The organism is Thermosynechococcus sp. OHK43, from assembly GCF_014466085.1.
Classification (GTDB): Bacteria; Cyanobacteriota; Cyanobacteriia; order Thermosynechococcales; family Thermosynechococcaceae; genus Thermosynechococcus.
The window spans coordinates 1-23,219 of the sequence record NZ_JACOMP010000175.1 but is presented as its reverse complement, the minus strand read 5'-3'; the positions used below and the strand labels follow the sequence as shown (position 1 = coordinate 23,219).

Here is a 23,219-nt window from a genome sequence, read left to right as displayed (position 1 = left end):
TGACAATATAGGCAAACCAATAGCCATCGGCACGGGGCGGGAACTCTGGCTCCGGGTGGCGGGGGATAACCTGTACATGCGTTTCAATGCCCTCCACGCTGCCATCAGACAGCAACACCACCTCTGCCTGCAACTGTGGCACCATCACCTCAAGGCCGCGGTGGGGATTGCTCAACCCCAGTAGCCCAACAAAACGGTAGTGGGTTGGCTCGTAGATTTCTAGATTCCAAGTAGCACGGATCACTTCCAGGGGATGGGCTGGCCGCTGGCGATACCGCCATTCCAGGGCGATCGCCCCCAAAAGGGCTAGGGATCCTAGGGCGGCTGCCCCTATCCCAATCACTGTTGCAATCATCACGTGTCCTGTACCACTGTATTTCCCGTATTCGCTAGATTACAGTCAGTTAGGCATTTTTGGAGTGATTGGATTTTGGAGTGGCAAGAGGTTCGCGGCAATTGGCTGTGTATTCCCCAGCGTCCCTTGGGGTGGATTCACTTTCTGGGGGGAGCCTTTGTGGCAGCGGCACCGCAATTGACCTATCGGCGCTTATTGGAGCACCTAGCGGAGGCTGGCTATGGCATTATTGCCACACCCTTTGTGAATACTTTTGATCATGGGGCGATCGCCCTCGATGCCCTCAATAAGCTCGAGTATGCCCTTGATTGGTTGGTGTACCGCCAAGGCTACCCGCCAGCATTGCCCATCTATGGTCTAGGGCACAGTATGGGCTGCAAGCTCCACCTGTTGATCAATAGCCTCTACGATGGCGATCGGGCTGGGAATATGTTCATAGCCTTCAACAACTACCCCGCCAGTCAATCCATTCCTTGGATGGAAAACCTGACCCCCGTCGGTGTTGAATTCACCCCCAGCCCAACCGAAACCGAACAGCTCATTCAAGAGCGCTATCCCGTGCGCCGCAACCTCCTGATTCGCTTCCAGGATGATGACATTGACCAAACGGCGCGCCTGCGCAGTCTCCTCAGAGCTAAATTTGGCGATATGGTCACTGCCCTCAGGCTACCGGGGAATCACCTCACCCCCCTTAGCCAAAACCTCAAGTGGCAAGTTGGTGCAGAATTTTCTCCCTTGGATGCCCTCGGCCAGTGGTTCAAGCAAAGTCTCTTTCCCGAAATGCAAGTTCTTGAGGCCTGCCTATTGGAGTGGCTCAATCCCTTGGGCACCACCCGCCGTTGCCGCCCGTAACGTGGCACAATCGCATAAGAAACCCTTAATAAAGAAAGGAATTTGCCCGTGACTGTTGCCCCCTCTGCTGCCCTCAGTGCTACTGCTCGCCCCGATTCCCGGGGTCGCTTTGGTCGCTTTGGTGGCAAATATGTTCCTGAAACGCTGATGCCCGCCCTCAGTGAATTGGAGGCGGCCTTTGCCCACTACCGCCAAGACCCTGACTTTCAAGCAGAATTGCAGCAACTCCTCCAAGACTATGTGGGTCGCCCAAGTCCCCTCTACTTTGCCGAACGTCTCAGCGCCCACTATGCCCATGATCAAGCCCAGCCCCAAATCTATCTGAAGCGGGAAGACCTCAACCATACAGGTGCCCACAAAATCAACAACGCCCTCGGGCAAGTGCTCCTGGCCAAGCGCATGGGCAAACAGCGCATTATTGCCGAAACAGGTGCCGGTCAGCATGGGGTAGCCACAGCAACGGTGTGTGCCCGCTTTGGCCTCCAATGTGTGATTTATATGGGGGTGCAGGATATGGAGCGGCAGCGGTTAAATGTGTTGCGGATGCGTCTATTGGGAGCAGAAGTGGCCCCCGTCAGTGCCGGCACAGGAACTCTCAAAGATGCCACCTCAGAAGCAATTCGCGATTGGGTGACCAATGTTGAAACCACCCATTACATCTTGGGTTCAGTGGCAGGCCCCCATCCCTACCCAATGCTAGTACGGGAATTCCACGCCGTCATTGGGGCTGAAACCCGCCAGCAGTGTCTTGAGAAATGGGGCGGTCTGCCGGATATTCTCCTTGCCTGTGTTGGCGGTGGCTCCAATGCGATGGGACTTTTCCATGAGTTTGTTGAAGAACCCCAAGTGCGCTTAATTGGTGTTGAAGCGGCAGGGCAAGGGCTGGACACCGGTCACCATGCCGCCACCCTCACCAAAGGCGAAGTGGGGGTGCTCCATGGTGCCATGAGCTATCTATTGCAGGATGCCGATGGTCAGGTGATTGAGGCCCACTCCATCAGCGCCGGTTTAGACTATCCAGGGGTGGGGCCAGAGCATAGCTACCTCAAGGACATTGGTCGGGCAGAATACTACAGTGTCACCGATGCTGAGGCGGTGGCTGCCTGTGTGCGCCTAGCTCAGTTGGAGGGGATTCTCCCTGCCCTTGAAACCGCCCATGCCTTAGCCTATCTGGAAACCCTATGCCCTCAATTGACGGGGCAGCCCCGCATTGTCATTAACTGTTCAGGACGCGGCGATAAGGACGTGGAAACCATTGGCCGTTATTTTCAGGCTCAGTAGGTACTGTGTATCCTTGAAGTCACCGGCATTAAAGTCACCTGTAGATTGCGGCCATGAACACTAGTAGCCCCATTTTTATTTTTATGGTTCTTTTGGCTGTCATTTTAACCATTCCGCCGGTGTTTGAGCGGCTGCGCTTACCGGGGCTCGTGGGTCTGCTGTTGGCTGGTGTGCTGCTTGGACCCAATGGGCTACAGTTCCTAGAACACGACAGCGACACCATCAAACTCCTCTCAGGCATTGGCAAAGTCTATTTAATGTTTGTGGCGGGGCTAGAAATTGATCTGAGCCATTTTCGCAGAACTCGCGATCGCTCTTTGTTGTTCGGTGCTTTGACCTTCATTGTCCCCCTGGCAACCGGATTCACCATTGGCCACTGGTTTGGTTTTGATTGGAATGGCTCGCTTCTCATTGGCTCACTGCTGGCTTCCCATACCCTCTTGGCCTATCCAATTGTGCGGCAGTTGGGGGTTGTGCACAATGAAGCCGTGACCATTACGATTGGCGCAACCATTTTTACCGATACCGCAGCGCTGGTGGTGCTGGCCATCTGCGTGGGCATTAACCGCGGTGAATTCACGGTGCTGACTCTCCTCAACCAATTGATTGCCCTTGGTCTGTATTGCTTTCTAGTTCTGTGGGGGGTTGACCGCATTGGTAAGCAATTTTTCCGGCGATCGCACGATGCTCAGGGGAAGCAATTCCTTTTCATTCTTTTGACATTATTCGTTGCTGCCATCGGTGCCGAAATCATTGGCATTGAGCAGATTGTCGGTGCCTTTTTAGCCGGTTTAGCCGTCAATGATGTTCTCGAGGACAGTCCCGTCAAGGAAAAAGTTGAGTTTATCGGTGGTGTCCTCTTTATCCCCTGCTTTTTTGTGGACATGGGGCTGCTGATTGACATTCCTGCCTTTGTCAAGACCCTCGCCTCCATTGGCATTACGGTTGCCATTGTCGTCGGTCTCATTGGCAGCAAGTTCATTGCGGCTTGGCTGGCTGCCCGCTGGTATCGCTACACCTCAATGGAAATGTTGACAATGTGGTCGTTGTCTTTGCCTCAGGTGGCGGCCACCTTGGCGGCAACCCTAGTCGGCTTCCAGGAGGGGATTCTCACCCAAGACATTCTCAACAGCGTGCTGGTGCTAATGGTGGTCACCTCAATTCTTGGCCCGCTGGTTACAGCACGCGCTGCCAGTCGGCTGCCAATTCCCCAGCCCGAGCAGGAGGAGATTGAGGAACTGGCAACGTGGTGGGATGGCCACGAGGATCCCCAGCCCCACACCTTTACTGTCGTCGTTCCCATCCACAATCCCCAAACCCAACGCCCCCTCATGGAATTGGCGGCACTGCTAGCCCATCATGAGGCGGGGCGAGTTGTGGCAGTTGCGGTTATTCCTTGCCAAGTGCACATGAATGATCCCCGCCTCGATACCAAGCTCCGTCGCTCTCGCAAACTGCTGCGCCGCGCCGCTGAACTGGCGGCACCCTACAACGTCGAGACAACCACTGCCATCCGTATTGATGAAGATATTGCCCTCGGGATTAGTCGCTTTAGTCGTGAACAGGAGGCGAGTCTCATTGTCTTGGGCTGGCCAGAAACTAGTAGTTGGCGCGCCCAGCTTTTTGGCAGCATCATTGACCACGTCCTCTGGTCAAGCCCCTGTCCTGTGGCCATTACTCGCCTATTGGATGATCCGGAGAATATCCGTTCAATTTTGGTGCCGACCCGAGATCTCAGCCCAAGAACTCTACGGATTATTAGTTTTGCCCAAGCCCTTGGCAGTGCCAGTCAAGCAAAGGTGATGCTGCTGCACGTGGCCCTGCAAAACACACCCTATGAACAAATGGCGCAGTTTGAGGAGGATTTGCGCCAGATTCTACAGGAAGCTAAGGGAGCAAGTCTCCTTGACGTGCACATTAAAACCGTTGCTAGTAGTGATATTCCCAGGACCATCCTCGAAGAAGCAGGACTCTATGACTTGGTTTTAATGCGTTCGATTCGGCGCGGCACAGCAGGTGGGCTGGCGGTGAGTGACATCACTACCCAAGTCATCCGAGAGCTGCAAACCTCAATTATCCTCTTTGGCGAACCGCCGCGCCTGGGCTAGAACTCGGCATTGCCCGGCGTCCGTGGAAAGGGAATGACATCGCGGATATTGTCCATGCCCGTCATAAACTGTACGAGCCGCTCAAACCCAAGGCCAAAGCCGGCGTGGGGCACACTGCCATAGCGACGCAAATCCAAGTACCACCAGTAGGGGGCAGGATCTAGGCCTTGGGTCACAATTCGCTCCTGCAACACATCAAAGCGTTCTTCTCGCTGAGAGCCGCCAATGATCTCGCCAATTTTGGGTGCGAGGACATCCATTGCCGCCACGGTTTTGCCATCGTCATTGAGGCGCATATAGAAGGCTTTGATGGCAGCGGGATAATCATAGACAATTACGGGGCGTCGGCAGTATTCCTCAGCAAGATAGCGCTCATGCTCCGATTGCAGGTCTAGTCCCCAAGCCACCGGGAATTCAAAGGCACGGCCGCTCTTTTCAAGGACTTGAATCGCTTCACTGTAGCTGAGGCGGGCAAAGGGTTGAGTGGCCATCTGTTCGGCAGTGGCTATGCCGCTATTATCAATCCGCTCCTGAAAGAAGGCCATATCCTCTGGGCAGTGGTCAAGGACATAGCGAAAGATAAACTGCAAAAAGGCCTCCGCCAGTTCCATATCCCCCCTGAGGTCACAGAAGGCCATCTCTGGCTCTACCATCCAAAACTCGGCAAGGTGGCGCGAGGTGTTGGAGTTTTCAGCGCGGAAGGTGGGGCCAAAGGTATAGACGTTGGTAAAGGCTGTGGCCATAATTTCTGCCTCCAGTTGGCCACTGACGGTGAGGTAGGCACGACGGCCAAAAAAGTCTTGACTGAAGTCAATCTTCCCCTCTGGGGTTTTGGGCGGCTGGGTTAAATCCAGTGTGGTGACAGTAAAGAGTTCCCCAGCCCCTTCGCAGTCACTGGCGGTAATGATGGGGGTATGCACCCAGAGGAATCCCCGCTCCTGAAAGAATTGGTGAATGGCAGTGGCACAGGCATTGCGCACTCGCATCACAGCGCCTAGGGTATTGGTTCGTGGTCGCAGATGACCAATGGTGCGTAGAAATTCAAAGCTGTGGCGTTTCTTTTGCAGGGGATAGGTTTCTGGATCGGCACTGCCCCAAAGGTGAATCTCCTGGGCATGGAGTTCAATGGCTTGGTTTTTGCCAGGGGAGCGCATCAGCTCGCCTGTGAATTCCGCTGCGGCACCGGTGGTCAGGTCTTTGATGGTTGGGGTGGCGGCTGCAAGGGTGTTGGGAATGACCACCTGCAATCCGGCTAGGGTTGAGCCATCGTTAAGGTTGACAAAGGTGCATTCCTTGAGTTCGCGTTTGGTACGCACCCAGCCTTTGACGGTGACGCGATCGCCCACTTGACCTTGGTGAAGAATATCCTTAATCCGCTGCTGCATGGGTCTTTTTTCCTATAACTGCACAACTGTTACTCCCCGGCCACCCTCTTCAGGAGGCGCAAGGTGATAGCTTTGAACGCTGGGGTGCTGATCTAAAAATTGATGCACAAACCGGCGTAGAGCACCACTGCCGTGGCCGTGGATAATCCAAACGGTTCCCTGCTGGCGGTTGAGGAATTCCTCTAGGAGAGGTTCCGCCTGATGGATACGCTTGCCCCGCAGATCCAGGGTACGGCTCTCGGTGCGGATGGCCGGTGCTGTTGTGCGGGCAGTTGGCGGGGAGGGAGCTGGGCTAGGCTTGGGCTTAGACGGCGTGTGTACGGGTTCCCCTTGAAGGGACTCGACGGCGTGGGGCGGCACAGTAAATTTCACGGAACCCACTTGGACGACAATATCCCCCTGCTGGCTGACACTGAGGACTTCACCCACCTGTTGCCATTGGGGTAAACGCACGCGATCGCCCGGTTGAGGAATAAAGCCAGCGGGCGGGGGGGGTGGTAGGTAGGTTTTTTCAATCTGCGCCAAGGCAGTTTGAGCGGCTTGTACCTGTTCAGGACTGTTGGCCCGTTGCAGTTGGGCAATGATTTTGGCAATTTCCTGCTGAGCTTGATGGAGGGCAGTGCGTACCTGTTCCTCCTGTTGCTGGCGCAACTGCTGCTGTCGCTGTCGTAGTTCCTGCGCCTTCGTGGCGATTTCCTGGTAGAGGGCTTCGGTATCGCGCAGCAGGGTCGCTGCCGCTGTGGTTTTGGCCTCTTGATCCTGGCGCTGAGCCACCAGACCCATGATCATCTCATTGACACTGTTGCTATCTCTGCTGAGAAGGGCCTTGGCCGCCTCAACAATGCTGGGATATAGCCCCAACCGTTGGGCGATCGCCAGGGCATTGGATTGTCCCGGAATGCCCCACAGCAACCGATAGGTGGGGGCTAGCGTCTCCTCATCAAACTCAACGGAGGCATTTTCAAAGCGGCTGTCTTGGTACTTGAGGGCCTTGAGCTCACCATAGTGGGTGGTGGCAAAGGTGAGGCTGGCGTGCTCTGCCAGATAGCGTAACAGAGCGATCGCCAGGGCTGTGCCTTCAGTGGGATCCGTGCCTGCCCCCACTTCATCCAGGAGCACCAGTGTATTGCCGCCTGTGACCTCCAGCTCTGTGAGAATATCGCGGATATTGCAGATATGGCTAGAAAACGTGGACAGGTTTTGAGTAAGGGACTGCTCATCACCAATGTCTGCCCAAACGCCCGTAAACCAAGGCAACTCTACGGGGGCTGCCGCCGGCACATACAACCCCGCCTTGGCCATGAGGGCGGCCAATCCCAGTGTTTTTAGGGTTGCCGTTTTCCCGCCTGTATTCGGGCCTGTAATGGTCACCACCTTTGTGGCTGGCTGTAATTCAATGTCAATGGGAACCACTGGCTGACCCTGTTCATGGTGCTCCTGCCACACCAGGAGGGGATGACGCAAGGCCTTCAGGTGCAGCCGCGTATTACTCACAAACTGCGGTGGGTTTCCCTGCAACCAGAGACTATAGCGGGCACGGGCAACTGCCACATCGAGGGTAGTCAGCACATCCAGTAGATACCACAGATCATCACTAATGGTGGCCAACTGATCCGAAAGGGCTTGGCAAATGGCGCGTTCGACCTCAGCCTCCTGATGGGCCAGTTGTTGCAGGCGGTTTTGCGGGTCAATGGTTTCCTGTGGCTCAATGTAGAGTGTGGCTCCACTGGCGGAGAGATCGTGGACAATGCCCGGAATTTGGTCTTTGTGGGTGGCTTTGACCGCCAACACATAGCGATCGCGCCGTTGGGTAACCACTGCCTCTTGAATTGCCCCTGCTCGCTGCTGAAGAATCTGCTGAAGCTGCTGCTGGATCTGGGCGCGGCATTGCCGTTGCTGCTGGCGGATCTGAGCTAATTCAGGACTGGCGCGATCGCTGACTTGACCTTGATCGGTAATGCAGCGGTAGATTTCCTGCGTCACCTCAGGATAGGTGCGGACACCGGCCACCAGTTGTTGGAGTTCACTGAGTTGCTCGTGCTCCTCAATTTGACGTCGCTGTTGCCGCGCAGCACTCAACAGGTGGGCGATCGCCAGTAATTCCGTGCCTTGCAAACAGCCCTGATGATCCAGTCGCGCAAGGGCAGGTTCAATATCCGTGACTTGGCTGAAATCTAAGCGCACTTGATGTACCGTCTCTAGGGCAATTACCTCGGCAGTTTGCGCCAACAGCACTCGACTGGCCGCTGGGGTACCCCCTAAGATGTCTCCCCCTTGAAGCTGACGCATCCCCCGCTTTGTCGAAGCAAACGTTGCCAACTGCTGACAGAGACGTGGCCACTCCAGACGTCCTAGGGATTTATCAAGGGCACTAATTTGTGACGTTGTAACAACCAATGTTCGCCATCTGCTGAAAACACTACTTCCACTGACTGTAGCACTGCTCACTCATCCATGCAGCGGTTCTCAAGGACAATCCCCGGCATCTCCGTATCCACAGCATCTTGCAGTTTTAGAAGGGTACTGGTGAGAGCTTCAGGATTGAAGTAGGTCCAGCCCAGGGCTTTGGCAATTGTTTGTAATCGCTCCGTAATATTTGTGAGCTCCCCAAGCATATTTTCGCGGGGCAACCCCCCAAAGAGGGCCATCGCGCCTTGATTGACTGCCCACTTGCACTCCGATTCATGGACACGGGTACGCATGCCACTGAGGAGAATGACATTCATTTGTGGATAGCGCTGGCGATACTGCCGACAAAAGTTGTAGGGATTCGTTTTTGGCATTCCCAAATCCAAGAGCAAGAGGTTGATGTTGCAGTTGAGGGACTCCAGATGGGCAATGATTTTTTCTAACTCAAAGTGGGAAGTTGCCCAAATCGTTGAAATACTCTGGGAGTTCAATAATTCCCGCCACATTTCCCCTTGGGTACGGGAAGAATGGGTCATCAACACCGTCACTTGACCCTTGCTCTCACCGGAGTGATGGGTGTAGGGGTAAGGACCTGGCACATCCCGCAGGTCAATGTATTCTAGCTCTGACTCACCAATGGAAATGCGATCCCCATGCCGGAGGATGTAGGGAGTCTGGATGCGGTTATTGCCCACAAACGTCCCGTTCATGCTCTTGAGATCAGTCAAACAATAGCGATGATCCGCTTGACGCTCAATGCGAATGTGACGCCGTGAACACCAGCGATCGGGCAAAACAATATCACAGTCTTTGCTGCGACCAATTTGCCAAGCAGGTAACTGATCCAACACAATTGAACGTTGCATGTAAACTGAGTGCAACAATAATCGGGGTGTGGGTGCCGCTAAAATCAGCTCACTGGGACGCATAAACCCCCGCTGCTGTTCACCAGCGCGAGTCGGCGAGTGTAGGGGAACGTAGGTGTCGGGGCGATTGGCCGAAGCATCCATAGGAGTAGCTAAAAAACTAAATTATGGAGTTCATTGCTATGCTGCTTATCCTAACGTTGTTAAGCAGGAGGAAACCACCTTCATCTTAATGTCAATAGAATGGCAGTAGCACCCTGAGGGATTGCTAAAACGTACTCGTTATGAGTATGATTAAGTAAGACAGGACAGTTCAACGACTGTCAAAGGAGACTGCTATGAGTGCAACAACCACGCTGAAGGAGCAAGTGCTGACCACGCTCAAACGGGAACAGGCCAATGCAGTGCTCATGTATTTGAACTACAAGAAGTACCATTGGTTGACCTACGGCCCTCTGTTCCGTGATTTACACCTGCTTTTTGAAGAACAGGGGTCAGAGGTTTTTGCCATGATTGATGAACTGGCTGAGCGTAGCCTCATGCTGGATGGCCAACCCGTGGCAGACCCAGCAGACTACCTAAAAGTAGCAACAGTAAACCCCTCCAGTGGCCAACTCACGGTCAAGCAAATGATTGAGGAGGCGATCGCCAACCATGAACTGATCATTACTGAAATGCACCAAGATGCCGAAATCGCCACTGAGGCCGGTGATATTGGTACCGCCGATCTCTACACCCGCTTGGTGCAAACTCACCAAAAACATCGCTGGTTCCTCAAGGAGTTCTTGGCCAAGGGCGATGGTTTGGTCAGTTAGTTGCGGATTGGGCCGTTGTAGTCAATGGTGGTGCGACCATCGGGAGCCACAGTAGCCACTGTTTCAATGCTAGGCATGGATTCGGGTACGCCATTTCTCACCCGATAGCCCAAAATCCGAAACGTGTAGGAGCCGTCGGCATTACGCACATAGGGGGCTTGGCGTACAGGACCATGCATGGACTGCTCGGCTCGATAGCGGGTTAATCCACCATTGGCCCGTTCTGCGGCTTGGCGGGCATAGTTGCGGGCACGCACCAACTCAGCAATGTTGATAGGTGCTAAATTGGTGGCTTGGGCAACGACCACTGTAGAGAAGGGTAGGGGAGCAATTGCCCCGCCAAGGGTTACGGTCAGAAGGAGAGGAGTGATCTGCTGCTGTCTCATCGGGCCTTCCCCAGTCGGTTATGTTTTTCAACGATAGCCAATGGGGGCGACTGCTTTTTATCTCAGTGCAACAATTATTTTATTTGCAACAATTGTTTGCTATCTGCTTTCTGGTTGCCGACTGGCTACAGTTGCTTCCAGTAACTGGTGAGCTTGCTCTTCTGACAATGAATCTTCTGACAATAAAGCACGCTGGAGGCTTGTCATCAAGGAGTATAATTCTAACAGCAGGATTACAGTCTTTTTCTAGGGGTTCTAAAATAGAAAATACCAGCGTCACAGCGATGGAATACTCTCTAGTCTTCCCAGTGTTGAGTATGTCTCATCCCTAGTGAAAAGAGCTGTGCTCCTTAGACGTCATGCCGGAGGGGTTATGCAAGCAACACATCACTATTCTCAGGAATATATCAACCATCTAACCCCCCAAGATGTGGCAGCCTTGGCGCGACGACTTGAGGAGGATGACTACGACACCCCCTTTGCTGCCCTCGAAGACTGGCACCTCCTGCGTGCCATTGCGTTTCACCGACCAGAGCTGGTGGAGCCCTATCTGTATCTTTTGGATTTAGAGGCCTTTGACGAGTCCTAGAACAGTTCCCCATTTGCTGGTGGGGGTGGGGGGTGGCATTGCTGCCTATAAAATCTGCGATGTGATCTCCACGCAGGTGAAAGCGGGGTGGCAGGTTTCTGCCATCCTTTCGGAGACTGCTTCGCAATTCATTACCCCTTTGACCCTTTCAACCCTGTGCCGGCGATCAGTACTCACGGATGCGGATTTTTGGCATCCCCAAGCGCCACGACCACTGCATATTGAGCTGGCGGAAAGGGCAACCCTGATGTTAATTGCTCCCCTGACAGCTAATACGTTGGCAAAATTGGTGCTGGGTTTAGCGGACAACCTACTGGTCAGTACGGTGCTGGCCTCGCAAATGCCAATCTTGGTGGCACCGGCTATGAACACCACAATGTGGGAGCAACCGACGGTACAAGCCCATTGGCAACAACTGCAACAACAGCCCCGTTATCATTGCTTACCCCCGGCCTATGGCCGCTTGGCCTGTGACAGTGTCGGTGTGGGGCGAATGGCGCAGACGCAGGAAATCATTGCCTATTTAGATTCTTTGGCCTATACCCACGGCAAGCGAGACTTAGCTGGGAAGCATCTGTTGATTACCGCCGGGGGCACCCGGGAATATTGGGATGCGGTGCGCTTCATCGGTAATCCGGCAACGGGAAAAATGGGGATCGCTCTGGCAAGGGCAGCCCTTCATCGCGGGGCGACGGTAACGTTGATTCATGGGGCGATCGCCGAGCCGATCCCAGCGCAGGTACGCGCTATTGAAGCAATGAGTGGCGAAGCAATGCTCAAGGCCATTCTAGAGCTGTGGCCAGAGGCAGATTGGCTGGTGATGGCTGCCGCCGTTGGCGATGTCCGCCCGGCTCAGCAGTGGTCGGGAAAGCTGCCTAAATCGGAGTTGCCTACGGCCTTACCCCTGAGTCCTGTGCCCGATATTTTGCAAGCGGTGGCTCAAATGCGTCAGCCCCACCAACGTCTGATTGGTTTTGCCGCCCAAACGGGGGATATTGTCACGCCTGCCCAGGAAAAGCTAAAACGCAAGGGTTTGGATTTGATGGTTGCCAATGCAGTAGATCAAGCGGATTGTGGTTTCGGCACCGTTGAAAATGCTGCGGTAGTGCTGGATCGTCAGGGGCGATCGCGCCCTCTTGCCAAGGTACCAAAGTTAATTCTGGCCCACCAAATTTTTGACATTGTCCAAGAATGGCTGCCATGAATAATGGCCTGACGGTTGTTCCGTTGCCTCTTGAAATGCAGCGGGCGATCGCTGCCGCTGAAACCCTCGACTCCCTTGCCACGATTGCCCAAGAACTGGTGGAAAATGCCCTTGATGCTGGCGCAAGTCGCATCCACCTGCACTGGCACCCTGCAGCATGGCACCTTGAGGTCACGGACAATGGCGAAGGAATTCGCTGGGCAGATCTCACTCAAGTAGCCCTCCCCTACACCAGCAGCAAGTTACCCGCCAGCGGGAAACTAGCCGACATCACAACCTTGGGATTTCGCGGCCAAAGCCTCCACAGTTTGGCACAAATGGCCCAGTTAACGATTTGCAGCCGCCATCGCGAGGCAGATAGCGGTTGGCGAGTGAGTTATGATGCCCACGGGCAGGTGCGCAGCCAGCGTCCTCTAGGAATGGCGGTGGGGACCCGTGTGATTGCTGAGCACATTTTTCAGAACTGGCCCCAACGTCAGCAGGGAGCAAATCCAAACCAGGTACGGCAGCGGCTTCAGCAAATCGCCCTCTGTTTCCCGCAGGTGGCTTGGTATCTCCTTAAGGATGGCAAACAGTGGTGTCACTGGCCGGCAGTGGCGTCTTTGGGCGATCGCCTGCTGCAACTCATCCCACAACTGCATCCTCAAGATCTACGCCAAATGAGTGATGCCCAGATCGAACTGGTCTTGGCGCCGCCAGATTGCCACCACCGTTCCCGCCCCGATGGGTTAGGGGTTGCCGTTAATGGCCGTTGGGTGGAACTGCACAGTGATCCCTCGTGGCAGCAGGTGATTCTTGAGGCCTTTGGTCGCAGCCTCCCTCGGCAGCGCTTTCCCCTCTGTATTGCCCATCTCCATTTACCCCCGGGGGCGATCGACTGGTCAGCAGAGCCCCAAAAGCGCAGGATCTATCTACGGGAGCCAGAGCAATGGCAAACCCTGTTGGTAGAACGCATTGGCCAACTCCTGGCCTGCCCAACCACCCCCTTGAATGATGCCAGCGGCTATCAGGTGCTCAAAGCGGCTGAACCTCCGGCTCGCTATCGAACCCTGTTATCCCCAAAGGGACCTACCACTTCCCTACCTGCACTGAAAGTGGTGGGCCAGTTGCACAATACGTACATTATTGCCGAGCACGCCGAGGGCATTTGGCTGATTGAGCAGCACATTGCCCATGAACGGGTGCTTTACGAGCAGATTGAAACGGATTGGCAAGCAGTGGAGCTAGAGCAGCCGGTGTTGCTGGAATCTCTCACGGAAACACAAGTGCAACGCTTTCAAGACTGGGGGCTAGGGGTCGCCCCCTTTGGGGTGCAGCTTTGGGCAGTGCGTAGGGTTCCTGCTCTACTGCGCGATCGCCCAGATCGAGTCGCCGCCCTCATTGAACTCAGCCAAGTGACGGATCTGAGCGCCGCCAAAGTGGCCGTTGCCTGTCGCAGTGCCATTCGTAACGGAACGCCCCTCACCCTTGCGGAAATGCAAACCTTGGTGGATCAGTGGTACCGTTGTCGTCAACCCCACACCTGCCCCCATGGTCGCCCTATCTGTCTGCAACTGAAAGAATCTAGCCTTGCCCGTTTTTTCCGTCGCCACTGGGTGGTAGGCAAAAGTCATGGCATCTGACAGAAAGGGCAATCCTGCAGGGGAGTAAAGACGTGGAGATCTGCCCCTTGGCGCAGACAGTGCCGCAAATGCATCAGCAGCCGTCCTAGGTAGTTTGAGCCTTGGCGATCGCTCCCACAGCCCCAATACCTATCTACAGGGGAGTCCTCCACTAATTCTTCATCCACGGTTGCCAAGAGCAGTTCCCGCAACTCGGCATGGGTGGTAAATTTAGCCACAAGGGCACGCCACATCACTGCCTGTTTGAGCTGATCCCACTGGGGATGAACAGGATAGCGACCACTGCGACCCAGTTGGGCAGCCGCCTCAGGAGTTGGCGCGATGCGAATAGCATGACCAAAGGCCTCATAGGGAGTGCCAAAGAATTTGTGGGCTTGGTAGTAGTGCTCTGCTGTTGGCCAGTAATAGCCCTCTAGGGTAAACCCGTGGGGAGAGAAATTGGAAAAACTGCCGTAGGCATCCTTGACGCGATAAAAGTAGATTGTCATTGCCAACCGCGTTCCTGCACCCCTTGATCACCTAGCGTTTATCATGGCTGAGATCATCATGCCCCAAATACCGTCCTTTTCCCAGGGACAGAACCGGGTTAGGGTAACCAATTCTTGCTAAGATTAGCCTCGTGGGTATCTTAAAACCTAAATTTTGTTTTGGGGTTGAGTATGAAACGTTTTTGGGCGATGGTTTGCGCGCTTTTCCTAAGTGTGTCACTACTGCTGACCAGTTGTGCCAATGTGCCCACGGGGCTAACGGGCAATTTCCGTGAAGATACCCTTGCCCTGATCAGTAGCCTGCGGGAAGCGATCGCTCTACCAGAGAATGCCCCCAACAAAAAGGCAGCTCAAGCAGAGGCCCGCAAAAAGTTGAATGATTTCTTTGCCCTCTATCGTCGCGATGACTCGTTGCGATCGCTCTCCTCTTTTATGACGATGCAAACCGCCCTCAACTCCCTCGCGGGTCACTACAGTTCCTATCCCAATCGTCCTCTCCCTGAGAAGCTGAAAGCCCGCCTCGAACAGGAGTTTAAGCAAGTCGAACTCGCCCTTGATCGCGAAGCCAAGTCCTAGTCCCGATGGGGGATAAGCCCTATACCAAAATTCCGATCGCAGAGTGCGGGGAACCCCTAGCACCTATTCCCCCTGCCTTTCTGCGGTTGGCCCCCCATCCCTATCAAAGTCTCGGTGCCCCCTATGGCAGGGCTTCGCCCTTTTACTTGCGCTTAGGCGTGATTGCTGCCCTGGAGCGGGCCCAAGCATTCCTAGAGCCCTACGGCTGGCAACTGGCGATTTTTGATGCCTATCGCCCAATTGCGGTGCAGCAATTCATGGTGGCGCATACCTTTACTGCCCTTTGTCAAGAGCGGGGGTATGATTCGCAGCAGCTTGAGCCCGCGATCGCCACCGAGATTTGGCAGCAGGTTTATCAATTTTGGGCTGTGCCCAGCTCAGACCCCAAGGAACCGCCCCCCCACAGTACCGGTGCTGCCGTTGATCTGACCCTGGCTGACCAGGCAGGCCATCCTCTGGACATGGGGGGCGCCATTGATGAAGTTTCCGAGCGTTCCTTTCCCGATTTTTACGATCGTCATCCTGACGAGATCAATGCCGCCTGCTTTGCTCAGCGTCGCCAAATTCTCTATCAAGCAATGAGCGATGCGGGTTTTCAGCGCCACCCAAACGAGTGGTGGCACTTTTCCCTTGGGGATCAGTTGTGGGCGTGGCAAACGCAGCAACAGACTCACCAGCGGGACATCCTCGCTCGCTATGGGCGCGTCGATTTCTGAGGATGGGTCACCCTTAGAGTTTGTTAAGATTCAACCCCGCTTCTTTGGCAAATGCACTCAGGCCTTTGCGCTCGAGGGTTTTAATGGCTTTGGTAGAGAGGCGCAGTCGCACCCAACGCTTGCCCTCTGGCCACCACACCCGTTTCCATTGCAAATTCACTTCCTGTAGTTTTTTGGTCCGCCGATGGGAGTGGGAAATAGCGTAGGCGTTATTGGCCTTTTTTCCAGTTAGTTGACAAACGCGGCTCATGAGTTTTCTCCCCTACAAGGCAACGTGAAGCAAAATAAGCAGGACTTCTAGCCTAACATATTCCGTCGAGAAGGACACGGCCTATTTGAAGGTTTCCTTGAGGACGGTACGGGCCGCCAAGTGATTGCGGGTGGTGGTTAAAATTTCCGCTTCCCGCAGCAGGCGATCGTAGGTGGACTGTAGCTCCAAAAGGCGTTGCTGCTCCTGAGCGACACCGCGAAAATTACTGGCAATCCAATAGGACAGCTCCAGGGCAGTGGTGGGCACATCGGGGGGCAGTTCCATGGGTTGTTCCGTCAGTTTTGCCGAGAGGCGCACCACATCCTCGAGGAGTTGACGTACTTCCTGGGCTAAGGGGCGCAGATCAATGCTGGTGGGTTCATCCTCAATCCACTCCACCAGTCCAACGCGGTAGGGTTTTTCGCGCACATAGTCAAGGATGCGAAACCGCTGCTGACCCAGAGAATCAATGAGCATGCGGTCATCGGGAAGCCGTTCGTAGCGACGCACTTCCGCACAACAGCCCACCGTGGCTGGCCGTCCCGTTTGCGGGTCCCACATCACGATGCCAAATCGGCGATCGCTCTCCAGAATCGTATTCATCATGATGCGGTAGCGGAATTCAAAAATATGGAGCGGCAGTGGTCGTCCCGGAAAGAGCACAACATCCGGCAAAGGAAAAATGGGGAGTTCGCGAACGGCAATGGAGGAAAAAGCCATAATGACAACGCACAGAAGCCAATGCTTCTATCCTACCGTACTTTGAAGGCTCCCTAGGATGCGGAACCGGGGACTTGAACCCCGAAGTCCTTGCGGACACTAGAACCTGAATCTAGCGCGTCTACCAATTCCGCCAGTTCCGCTTCTGATAGTTTTTCGTAGGCGATCTCTTATTATTCTTGCTTTGGTGAAGTTCTGTCAACTCACTTGCGTCTAAATGTGAGCACAAAGGGCTGACCATCTAATTGACCATGACCCACCAAGTTGAGAATGGATTGCTGAGGGCCGTAACGGATCTTGAGGGTGCCATGGGCATCAGCCATACCCGAACTGGTTAAGCGAATCCGCAGATTGTAGGCATCCTGCTGAATGAGATTGCCAGAGAAGCCAATAGGGTGGCCATCCGCAAGTTGCATATTGATATCCGCCACCTTTTGCGAATCAATGACAATACTCATAAACGTTACTTTTTGCCTCGGACGGCCACTGATGCGAAATAGTCCCTCCCCTCTATCGGCGTAGAAGGTGATTCCTGTGGGTTGGATTTGCTGCGCAACTATTGCGGGTAGTTGGGGGGCGATCGCAGGGCTGAGCATCGCAGCGCTGAGGGTAAAAAGTGTTGCTATAATCATACGGTTGGCAGTTCCTGTCTATTCATGCTGATCATGACGCTCAAAAAGTGTAAGTTTTAGCCAAACAACCGGATCCTACAACCAGACTTAATGCAATAAGCCTGAATATCCTAGATGGGTTCTCGATTTACAACCGCTCAAGGGGCGTCAGCCGGGGATCAACGACCCTTTGCCCGCGTCGCGGAAAGCGAACCACCAAAGAGAGTTTCGCCCCCACATTGAAGACATGGGTAATTTCCCCTTCGCCATAGACGGGATGGACAATGCGATCGCCCACCCGCCAAAGCGAGGCAGCAGCCTTGCTTAACCGCGAGGGGGATACCTTCATGACAGTGGCCCTTGGGGGGCGGCGTTGAACATTGCCCGTGAGCAGTTCTGGGGGTAGCTCCGTCAGAAATTGCGACGGTATCGTGTCTTCCCTGCCATTGTAAAGACGACGGCTTTGGGCAAAGGTCAGAAAGAGGCGCTCCTGGGCACGGGTAATGCCCACATAGCAGAGGCGGCGTTCCTCTTCTAGGGCCATGGGATCGTTGAGACTGCGGAAGTTGGGAAACAGTCCCTGCTCCATCCCCACCAAAAAGACCACGGGAAATTCTAGCCCCTTGGCAGCATGTAAGGTCATTAGGGAGACGCCCCCCTCTCCCTCTTGCAATGTATCCAAATCTGAGGCAAGGGCAGAACTGTTGAGGAAATCGCTGAGGCTGGCCCCCTCATTCTCCTCGCTAAATTGCTGGGCAGCGTTGACCAATTCCATCAGGTTTTGCAGTCGCTCTAAGCTTTCGTCGGTGCCTGCGTTTTCGAGTTCGCGGCGGTAGCCTGTCTCTTCAATCACGGTTTTCACCAGTTCAGGGAGTTCAATATCGTCTACTAGCGATCGCAGGCGGGTCATGAGGGTCACAAACTGCTGCAGTGCCCGGCTGGCTCGCCCAGCCAACGGTGTCATGGATTCGGTATCAGCAATTAAGTCCCACAGGGAAATGCCAAGGGTTTGGGCAGCATCGCTGAGGCGCTCTAGCGTGGTTTTGCCAATACCGCGGCGCGGCACATTGATAATTCGCCGCAGATTCACGGTGTCTTGAGGATTTTGCAGCAGCCGCAGGTAGGCGAGAATATCCTTGACTTCTTTGCGCTCATAGAACTTGAGACCACCAACCACGGTGTAGGGAATATTTGCGCGAACTAAAGCCTCCTCAAAGGGGCGAGATTGGGCATTGGTACGGTAGAGAATCGCAAACCGTCCCCATTGGGGTTCGAGGGATTGACTGCCCAAGGCTTTAATCTGTTGGGCAATGAAATAGGCTTCATCGGTTTCGGTGTCGCAACATTCACAGTGAATGGGGGGACCGGCATCCTTGGTGGGACGTAGCACTTTATCAATGCGTTCACTGTTGTGCTCAATGAGATAATTGGCGGCCTGCAAAATGTTGGCAACGGAGCGATAGTTTTCTTCCAACTTGATCATTGTGCGGGTATCCTGATCGGGTAGGCGATCGCCAAAATCCTGCTGGAAATTCATCAGGATAGTGAAATCGGCACAGCGAAATGAATAGATGGATTGATCTACATCGCCGACCACAAAAATTGAGCGATTGCCCCAATTCTGAAACTGTTGAGGGGGGGTGCCATTGGTGGCCAACAGCCGAATGAAATCGTACTGGGTGCGATTGGTATCTTGGTACTCGTCCACCAGGATATGCTGGAACTGCTGATGCCAATAGTCAAGACGCTCAGGGCGCTGTTGCAGCAGATGCACTGTTCGCAAAATTAAATCATCAAAATCAAGGGCATTATTCTTGGCAAGAGCTGCCTCATAGCGACGATAAACCTCTGCTGCTACACGACCAGCGGGCGATCTCTGTTCCTGCTCCAATTGATCTGGGCTGAGTCTGCGGTTTTTGGCATAGCTAATTTTGTAGCGGATAGCGCGCGGATCATGCCTGCGCTCATCGAGATTGAGTTCACCCGTAATAATTCCCTTGATTAGGGTTTGTACATCTGACTCATCAAAAATTGTAAAATGCCGCGTCCAGCGATACCCTTGGGGATGTTGATAGGCCTCAATTTCCAAGCGCAGAAGTCGAGCACATAGGCTGTGGAAGGTGCCAATCCATAGGGGCTTGGTGTAGGTGTGATAGACGCGCGATCGCACCCGCTGCTGTTCTGCAGGGGACAGATCCAGCCAGTCTCTGCCGTAGAGTTCCTTGGCCATCTCTTGGCTAAAAAGGGCTTCAATCCGCTCTTTCATTTCGCGGGCGGCCTTATTGGTAAACGTCACCGCCAAGATATTCTCTGGTGCTACCTGACGATGGCGAATCAAATGGGCAATTCGATAGGTGAGCGTGCGCGTTTTCCCAGAACCGGCTCCTGCCACCACCAACAGGGGACCCGAGTAGTGCTCCACCGCCTGCCGCTGTGAGGGATTGAGTCCTGCGAGAAAATCACTGCTCATGATCCTGCTATGCCCATGTGCCTAGAGTTTTATGATACCTGAGGATTGGGGGACAACCCATTGGTGGCCTCCCGCGCCTTCGTATCGCAGGAGTGCTATCAAGAATTCATGGCGAGAGACCCTCAGGCGTTTTCTGGCAGGCTGCCGTCGGTGAGCTTGCTTTTGGGGACTTCCACAGGTAGAACAGATCAGTTGTTTAGGCGATGTTATTCCCCTCTCAACCTGGGAATCCTCAGGGTACAATGGGGGTTCACCTCGGCGATGATACTTTATGGACAGCGTCCACTGGCAGCAGGTTCACAACTACACTGACATCCTTTACCACAAAACGACGGGCATTGCCAAAATTACGATTAATCGCCCCCACAAGCGCAATGCCTTTCGCCCTCAAACCATTGTTGAAATGAGTCAGGCCTTTGAGGATGCTCGCAATGATCCCACCATTGGGGTTGTCTTGCTCACGGGGGCAGGCCCCCACACGGATGGTAAGTATGCGTTTTGTGCAGGTGGTGACCAAAGCATTCGCGCTGAGGCAGGTTACCTCGACGAGCAGGGGGTGGCGCGGCTGAATGTGCTGGATCTGCAACGGCAAATTCGCTCCCTACCCAAGGTCGTGATTGCCCTTGTGGCCGGCTATGCCATTGGTGGTGGCCATGTGCTCCACCTGGTCTGTGACCTCACCATTGCGGCGGACAATGCCATTTTTGGCCAAACGGGGCCAAAGGTGGGGAGCTTTGATGGTGGTTTTGGAGCTAGTTACCTAGCCCGCATTGTGGGTCAGAAAAAAGCGCGGGAAATTTGGTTTCTCTGTCGGCAATACACCGCTCAGGAGGCGCTGGCGATGGGCTTGGTGAATGCCGTTGTCCCTGTTGAGGAGCTAGAGGCAGAGGGAATCCGCTGGGCACAGGAAATCCTCAGTAAAAGTCCCTTGGCCATTCGCTGCCTCAAGGCGGCCTTTAATGCTGATTGTGATGGCCAGGCCGGCCTCCAGGAGTTAGCGGGGAACGCAACGCTGCTGTACTACCTCACCCAAGAGAGTGCCGAGGGCAAGACCGCCTTTTTGGAAAAACGCCCCCCCAACTTTCGGCAGTTTCCTTGGCGACCCTAGGGGATGCGCTACAGTAGGAACATGTGGCATTGGGAGAATTCGCCATGTGTATTTGTGTTAACTGCGCCCTGGTGGATCGCTGCACCACTTATCATGCGGTTGAAGCGCAGCACCAGCAGCCCCATTTGACCCTGACGCCAGACTTTGACCCGATTGAGCCAACAATCAATGTGAATATCCGCACCCAAGGGGAAGAAATTCAATTGGACTGGGATGTGGTCAGTTGTGCGAGTTTCGTCGAAGAACAGGGACGGTGGGCAAAACTGCGTCCAGGAGAACTGATTCCCACTTAGGTTCACTATTCGCTCATTAGTAGCCGGCGATCGCGCCAATTCAAATCTAATGCTCTCTTTTTGCTGCACCTATGGGACAAAGCCGGCTGAGACAGCAGCTTGATCTATTTTTGCACTCTCCACAGGTAGAAATTAGCCTGCTGGTTTTGATTTTAATATGGGTACTTTTGGTGGTTATTGATCTCTTCTGGATACAGCCCGGGTACCCTAATTTTTTTGTGATGCTGTCGGATTTACCCCTGCGGCTGTGCTTTGTTGTTGAGTTATTCCTACGATTTGCGATCGCCCGCAAAAAGCAACGATTTTTCCGCCACTACTGGCTTGATCTAGTTGCGATTCTCCCCACGCCGCCCCAGTGGACACTGTTTCGTTTGCTGCCACTGCTGCGTCTGCCCCGTGCCTCAATTCTGATGAACCGCAACTTCCACTACATTGCCCCCCAGATTTCTGGTCTCTACAGTGCCCAAATTTCAGCACTGTTAATCATTGTGTTGATCATGCTCTTTGGGGGGCTGGCTTTTTATATTATCGAAGGAACCTCAAACCCAAACATCAAGACCCTTGGGGATGCCCTGTGGTACAGCTTCTTTTCTTTAGTGTCTGCCGAACCCATTGGTGCCTATCCTCAAACCCATGCCGGGCGGATCGTTACCCTAGTCGTGGTTTTGTCGGGGCTGACCTTGTTTGCCGTGTTTACAGGGGTGGTGTCTGCCTTCATGGTGCAGCGGTTGCAGTCGGTCATGAGCATTAAGAACCTTGACTTGGATGAGTTGCGCAACCACATTATTCTTTGTGGCTGGAATCGCAGTGCCCCCCTTGTGCTGGAGGAGTTACAAACCGATCCCCAAACCCGCTATGCGCCGATTGTCGTTATTGCTGAATTGGCACAGCTGCCCCTGAATGAATTGCGGACAGCGGATCAAAATCGCCTCTACTTCTATTCGGGAGACTATACCCGCATTGACGTTTTAGAGAAGGTGCAGATTTACCATGCCTCCCGTGCCATTCTCTTGGCGGATACCAGCCAGCCCCGCAGTGATCAAGACCGCGATGCCCGCACTGTTCTTGCTGCGCTGACCATGGAAAAGCTCAATCCAACGATCTACACCTGTGCTCAGCTTTTGGATCGCAATAACAATGTCCAACTTCAAGCGGCAGGGGTGGAGGATGTGGTTGTAGCTGATGAAATGGCAGGTCACCTCATTGGCAATGCAGTGCGCAATCAAGGGGCGATGGACGTCTTTGCGGAGCTGCTGACGGTACAGGTGGGGAACCAATTTTATCGGCTGCCTTTGCCGTCAACGCTGGCAGGCAAAACCTTTTGGTATGCGCAACGACACCTTAAGGAGCAGGACGATGCTCTCCTGATAGCTGTGGAACGTCGCATTGAGGGGCGTCGCCAAACGTATATTAATCCACCGATGAACTATGAGTTGCAGGTGGGGGATTACGTGGTTGTGATTGCGCGGCAGTCTCCACAGTGGGGATAAGGTCATGGAAATTTCTTCCCAAGTAGAGCTACCCTTTCCCCGTGACGCTGTCTATCGCACCTATCGCGATCGCCTGCCAGAACTGGTGAACTGGATGCCCAATGTGCGAGCAATTGAAGTACAGGCGCGCCACGAACAGCCCCAAGGCCTAGAAATGGTTTTGGTTTGGCATGGTGGCGGTGACATTCCAGCGGCGGCACGGGCATTCTTGAGTGAAGCAATGCTCTCATGGACGGACTATAGCTATTGGGACAATCGCCACTATCTCACCCGCTGGCGCATTGTCCCCCATGCCTTTACGGAGGCCGTTGACTGTCAGGGGGAAAATCAATTTATTGCCAATGGTTACTCAACGATCATCACGAGCCGTGGCCATCTCAGGATTGATCCAAAACGCATTACCGGTGTCCCCTTCTTTTTAGCAAGTATGATTGCTCGGGTAGTTGAAGAGTATTTAGGACAACGAATTGAACCCAATTTTCAGCAGTTAGCCACAAGCGTGGGATTATTTTTACATTCTCAGGAGGATTAGGCGTGAAAATACTGGCGCAAACGGACAATTCCCTGCGCTTGCGGCAGAGGTCTTTGGGGAATTGGTTTATAGGCGGGATTTTTTGTCTTGTAT

At 54.0% G+C, this 23,219-nt stretch carries 22 protein-coding genes, 1 tRNA gene and 1 pseudogene; 13 read left to right on the top strand and 11 right to left on the bottom strand.

What is annotated here, in order from left to right; translation table 11 throughout:
* A pseudogene (locus H8Q75_RS07445) lies at nucleotides 1-355 on the bottom strand (F420-0:Gamma-glutamyl ligase); the annotation flags it as partial.
* A gap of 75 nt (nucleotides 356-430) precedes the next feature.
* Between H8Q75_RS07445 and H8Q75_RS07440 the strand changes: the two are divergent.
* From H8Q75_RS07440 to H8Q75_RS07430, 3 genes are read left to right on the top strand one after another with little or no spacing between them, the layout of a single operon-like run.
* Nucleotides 431-1,207, top strand: coding sequence for a DUF1350 family protein (locus H8Q75_RS07440; protein WP_024125491.1), 777 nt, complete (start codon nucleotides 431-433; stop codon nucleotides 1,205-1,207).
* A 48-nt stretch (nucleotides 1,208-1,255) separates the two neighbouring features.
* Nucleotides 1,256-2,488: a tryptophan synthase subunit beta gene (trpB, locus tag H8Q75_RS07435; protein ID WP_024125490.1), complete on the top strand. Its 1,233-nt coding sequence runs from the start codon at nucleotides 1,256-1,258 to the stop codon at nucleotides 2,486-2,488.
* A 53-nt stretch (nucleotides 2,489-2,541) separates the two neighbouring features.
* Nucleotides 2,542-4,596, top strand: a complete 2,055-nt coding sequence (locus tag H8Q75_RS07430; RefSeq protein WP_024125489.1) for a cation:proton antiporter — start codon at nucleotides 2,542-2,544, stop codon at nucleotides 4,594-4,596.
* Here the strand turns inward: H8Q75_RS07430 and asnS are convergent.
* The 3 genes from asnS to H8Q75_RS07415 are packed head-to-tail and all read right to left on the bottom strand — an operon-like array spanning nucleotide 4,593 to nucleotide 9,400.
* Nucleotides 4,593-5,981, bottom strand: a complete 1,389-nt coding sequence (gene asnS / locus H8Q75_RS07425) for an asparagine--tRNA ligase (RefSeq protein WP_297041014.1) — start codon at nucleotides 5,979-5,981, stop codon at nucleotides 4,593-4,595. The genes H8Q75_RS07430 and asnS overlap by 4 nt on opposite strands.
* A 12-nt stretch (nucleotides 5,982-5,993) precedes the next feature.
* The gene (locus H8Q75_RS07420; RefSeq protein WP_297041013.1) at nucleotides 5,994-8,378 is read right to left on the bottom strand and encodes an endonuclease MutS2; all 2,385 of its coding nucleotides are present in this window, start codon (nucleotides 8,376-8,378) and stop codon (nucleotides 5,994-5,996) included.
* 47 nt (nucleotides 8,379-8,425) lie between these two features.
* On the bottom strand, nucleotides 8,426-9,400 hold the full coding sequence (locus H8Q75_RS07415) for an FHA domain-containing protein (RefSeq protein WP_024125487.1): 975 nt from the start codon (nucleotides 9,398-9,400) through the stop codon (nucleotides 8,426-8,428).
* Nucleotides 9,401-9,594: 194 nt separating this feature from the next.
* On the opposite strand from H8Q75_RS07415, the gene H8Q75_RS07410 reads away from it, so the two are divergent.
* The gene (locus H8Q75_RS07410; protein ID WP_024125486.1) at nucleotides 9,595-10,071 is read left to right on the top strand and encodes a DNA starvation/stationary phase protection protein; all 477 of its coding nucleotides are present in this window, start codon (nucleotides 9,595-9,597) and stop codon (nucleotides 10,069-10,071) included.
* Here the strand turns inward: H8Q75_RS07410 and H8Q75_RS07405 are convergent.
* Nucleotides 10,068-10,457: a hypothetical protein gene (locus H8Q75_RS07405; RefSeq protein WP_024125485.1), complete on the bottom strand. Its 390-nt coding sequence runs from the start codon at nucleotides 10,455-10,457 to the stop codon at nucleotides 10,068-10,070. The genes H8Q75_RS07410 and H8Q75_RS07405 overlap by 4 nt on opposite strands.
* A 373-nt stretch (nucleotides 10,458-10,830) precedes the next feature.
* Here H8Q75_RS07405 and H8Q75_RS07400 point away from each other — a divergent pair, with 373 nt between their 5' ends.
* From H8Q75_RS07400 to mutL, 3 genes are read left to right on the top strand one after another with little or no spacing between them, the layout of a single operon-like run.
* The gene (locus H8Q75_RS07400) at nucleotides 10,831-11,046 is read left to right on the top strand and encodes a DUF2555 domain-containing protein (protein ID WP_024125484.1); all 216 of its coding nucleotides are present in this window, start codon (nucleotides 10,831-10,833) and stop codon (nucleotides 11,044-11,046) included.
* Nucleotides 11,033-12,250 carry a bifunctional phosphopantothenoylcysteine decarboxylase/phosphopantothenate--cysteine ligase CoaBC gene (gene coaBC / locus H8Q75_RS07395; RefSeq protein ID WP_297041012.1) on the top strand — a complete coding sequence of 406 codons (1,218 nt, stop codon included), beginning with the start codon at nucleotides 11,033-11,035 and terminating at the stop codon, nucleotides 12,248-12,250. Before H8Q75_RS07400 ends, coaBC begins: the two co-directional genes overlap by 14 nt.
* Nucleotides 12,238-13,872 (top strand): DNA mismatch repair endonuclease MutL, encoded by a 1,635-nt coding sequence (gene mutL, locus H8Q75_RS07390; protein ID WP_297041011.1) that lies wholly within the window; start codon nucleotides 12,238-12,240, stop codon nucleotides 13,870-13,872. The genes coaBC and mutL overlap by 13 nt, the downstream gene beginning before the upstream one ends.
* Here mutL and H8Q75_RS07385 read toward each other — a convergent pair.
* Nucleotides 13,860-14,360: an NADAR family protein gene (locus tag H8Q75_RS07385; RefSeq protein ID WP_024125481.1), complete on the bottom strand. Its 501-nt coding sequence runs from the start codon at nucleotides 14,358-14,360 to the stop codon at nucleotides 13,860-13,862. The two genes, mutL and H8Q75_RS07385, sit on opposite strands and share 13 nt — an antisense overlap.
* Nucleotides 14,361-14,531: 171 nt before the next feature.
* On the opposite strand from H8Q75_RS07385, the gene psb27 reads away from it, so the two are divergent.
* Together psb27 and H8Q75_RS07375 are read left to right on the top strand one after the other, a co-directional pair.
* Nucleotides 14,532-14,936, top strand: coding sequence for a photosystem II protein Psb27 (gene psb27, locus H8Q75_RS07380; RefSeq protein WP_024125480.1), 405 nt, complete (start codon nucleotides 14,532-14,534; stop codon nucleotides 14,934-14,936).
* Between the two features lie 5 nt (nucleotides 14,937-14,941).
* Entirely contained in the window at nucleotides 14,942-15,652 is a 711-nt protein-coding gene (locus tag H8Q75_RS07375) for a M15 family metallopeptidase (RefSeq protein WP_297041010.1), read from the top strand.
* Nucleotides 15,653-15,665: 13 nt separating this feature from the next.
* Here the strand turns inward: H8Q75_RS07375 and rpmB are convergent, their stop codons facing one another.
* The 5 genes from rpmB to pcrA form a co-directional block, all read right to left on the bottom strand.
* Nucleotides 15,666-15,902 carry a 50S ribosomal protein L28 gene (rpmB, locus tag H8Q75_RS07370; RefSeq protein WP_024125479.1) on the bottom strand — a complete coding sequence of 79 codons (237 nt, stop codon included), beginning with the start codon at nucleotides 15,900-15,902 and terminating at the stop codon, nucleotides 15,666-15,668.
* 81 nt (nucleotides 15,903-15,983) lie between these two features.
* A complete protein-coding gene (locus H8Q75_RS07365) occupies nucleotides 15,984-16,622 on the bottom strand; it encodes an LON peptidase substrate-binding domain-containing protein (RefSeq protein ID WP_024125478.1) in 639 nt (212 codons plus the stop codon).
* 59 nt (nucleotides 16,623-16,681) lie between these two features.
* Nucleotides 16,682-16,765 (bottom strand) — tRNA-Leu (locus H8Q75_RS07360).
* Nucleotides 16,766-16,825: 60 nt separating this feature from the next.
* Nucleotides 16,826-17,254, bottom strand: a complete 429-nt coding sequence (locus tag H8Q75_RS07355; RefSeq protein WP_297041009.1) for a hypothetical protein — start codon at nucleotides 17,252-17,254, stop codon at nucleotides 16,826-16,828.
* Nucleotides 17,255-17,381: 127 nt separating this feature from the next.
* Entirely contained in the window at nucleotides 17,382-19,703 is a 2,322-nt protein-coding gene (pcrA, locus tag H8Q75_RS07350) for a DNA helicase PcrA (RefSeq protein ID WP_297041008.1), read from the bottom strand.
* Nucleotides 19,704-19,974: 271 nt separating this feature from the next.
* Between pcrA and menB the strand changes: the two genes are divergently transcribed.
* The 4 genes from menB (at nucleotide 19,975) to H8Q75_RS07330 (ending at nucleotide 23,126) form a co-directional block, all read left to right on the top strand.
* Nucleotides 19,975-20,811 carry a 1,4-dihydroxy-2-naphthoyl-CoA synthase gene (gene menB / locus H8Q75_RS07345; RefSeq protein ID WP_297041007.1) on the top strand — a complete coding sequence of 279 codons (837 nt, stop codon included), beginning with the start codon at nucleotides 19,975-19,977 and terminating at the stop codon, nucleotides 20,809-20,811.
* Nucleotides 20,812-20,855: 44 nt separating this feature from the next.
* On the top strand, nucleotides 20,856-21,104 hold the full coding sequence (locus H8Q75_RS07340) for a Ycf34 family protein (protein WP_297041006.1): 249 nt from the start codon (nucleotides 20,856-20,858) through the stop codon (nucleotides 21,102-21,104).
* Between the two features lie 71 nt (nucleotides 21,105-21,175).
* Nucleotides 21,176-22,594: an NAD-binding protein gene (locus H8Q75_RS07335; RefSeq protein ID WP_297041005.1), complete on the top strand. Its 1,419-nt coding sequence runs from the start codon at nucleotides 21,176-21,178 to the stop codon at nucleotides 22,592-22,594.
* A gap of 4 nt (nucleotides 22,595-22,598) precedes the next feature.
* A complete protein-coding gene (locus tag H8Q75_RS07330) occupies nucleotides 22,599-23,126 on the top strand; it encodes a hypothetical protein (protein WP_024125466.1) in 528 nt (175 codons plus the stop codon).
* The last annotated feature ends 93 nt before the right edge of the window (nucleotides 23,127-23,219 follow it).

Bases quoted from the DNA above. Each gene is read 5' to 3' on its own strand.
- H8Q75_RS07430 (WP_024125489.1), top strand. From the start codon at position 2,542: ATGAACACTAGTAGCCCCATTTTTATTTTTATGGTTCTTTTGGCTGTC.
- asnS (WP_297041014.1), bottom strand. From the start codon at position 5,981: ATGCAGCAGCGGATTAAGGATATTCTTCACCAAGGTCAAGTGGGCGAT.
- H8Q75_RS07415 (WP_024125487.1), bottom strand. From the start codon at position 9,400: ATGGATGCTTCGGCCAATCGCCCCGACACCTACGTTCCCCTACACTCG.
- H8Q75_RS07410 (WP_024125486.1), top strand. From the start codon at position 9,595: ATGAGTGCAACAACCACGCTGAAGGAGCAAGTGCTGACCACGCTCAAA.
- H8Q75_RS07405 (WP_024125485.1), bottom strand. From the start codon at position 10,457: ATGAGACAGCAGCAGATCACTCCTCTCCTTCTGACCGTAACCCTTGGC.
- H8Q75_RS07400 (WP_024125484.1), top strand. From the start codon at position 10,831: ATGCAAGCAACACATCACTATTCTCAGGAATATATCAACCATCTAACC.
- mutL (WP_297041011.1), top strand. From the start codon at position 12,238: ATGGCTGCCATGAATAATGGCCTGACGGTTGTTCCGTTGCCTCTTGAA.
- H8Q75_RS07385 (WP_024125481.1), bottom strand. From the start codon at position 14,360: ATGACAATCTACTTTTATCGCGTCAAGGATGCCTACGGCAGTTTTTCC.
- psb27 (WP_024125480.1), top strand. From the start codon at position 14,532: ATGAAACGTTTTTGGGCGATGGTTTGCGCGCTTTTCCTAAGTGTGTCA.
- H8Q75_RS07375 (WP_297041010.1), top strand. From the start codon at position 14,942: ATGGGGGATAAGCCCTATACCAAAATTCCGATCGCAGAGTGCGGGGAA.
- rpmB (WP_024125479.1), bottom strand. From the start codon at position 15,902: ATGAGCCGCGTTTGTCAACTAACTGGAAAAAAGGCCAATAACGCCTAC.
- H8Q75_RS07365 (WP_024125478.1), bottom strand. From the start codon at position 16,622: ATGGCTTTTTCCTCCATTGCCGTTCGCGAACTCCCCATTTTTCCTTTG.
- H8Q75_RS07355 (WP_297041009.1), bottom strand. From the start codon at position 17,254: ATGATTATAGCAACACTTTTTACCCTCAGCGCTGCGATGCTCAGCCCT.
- pcrA (WP_297041008.1), bottom strand. From the start codon at position 19,703: ATGAGCAGTGATTTTCTCGCAGGACTCAATCCCTCACAGCGGCAGGCG.
- menB (WP_297041007.1), top strand. From the start codon at position 19,975: ATGGACAGCGTCCACTGGCAGCAGGTTCACAACTACACTGACATCCTT.
- H8Q75_RS07340 (WP_297041006.1), top strand. From the start codon at position 20,856: ATGTGTATTTGTGTTAACTGCGCCCTGGTGGATCGCTGCACCACTTAT.
- H8Q75_RS07335 (WP_297041005.1), top strand. From the start codon at position 21,176: ATGGGACAAAGCCGGCTGAGACAGCAGCTTGATCTATTTTTGCACTCT.
- H8Q75_RS07330 (WP_024125466.1), top strand. From the start codon at position 22,599: ATGGAAATTTCTTCCCAAGTAGAGCTACCCTTTCCCCGTGACGCTGTC.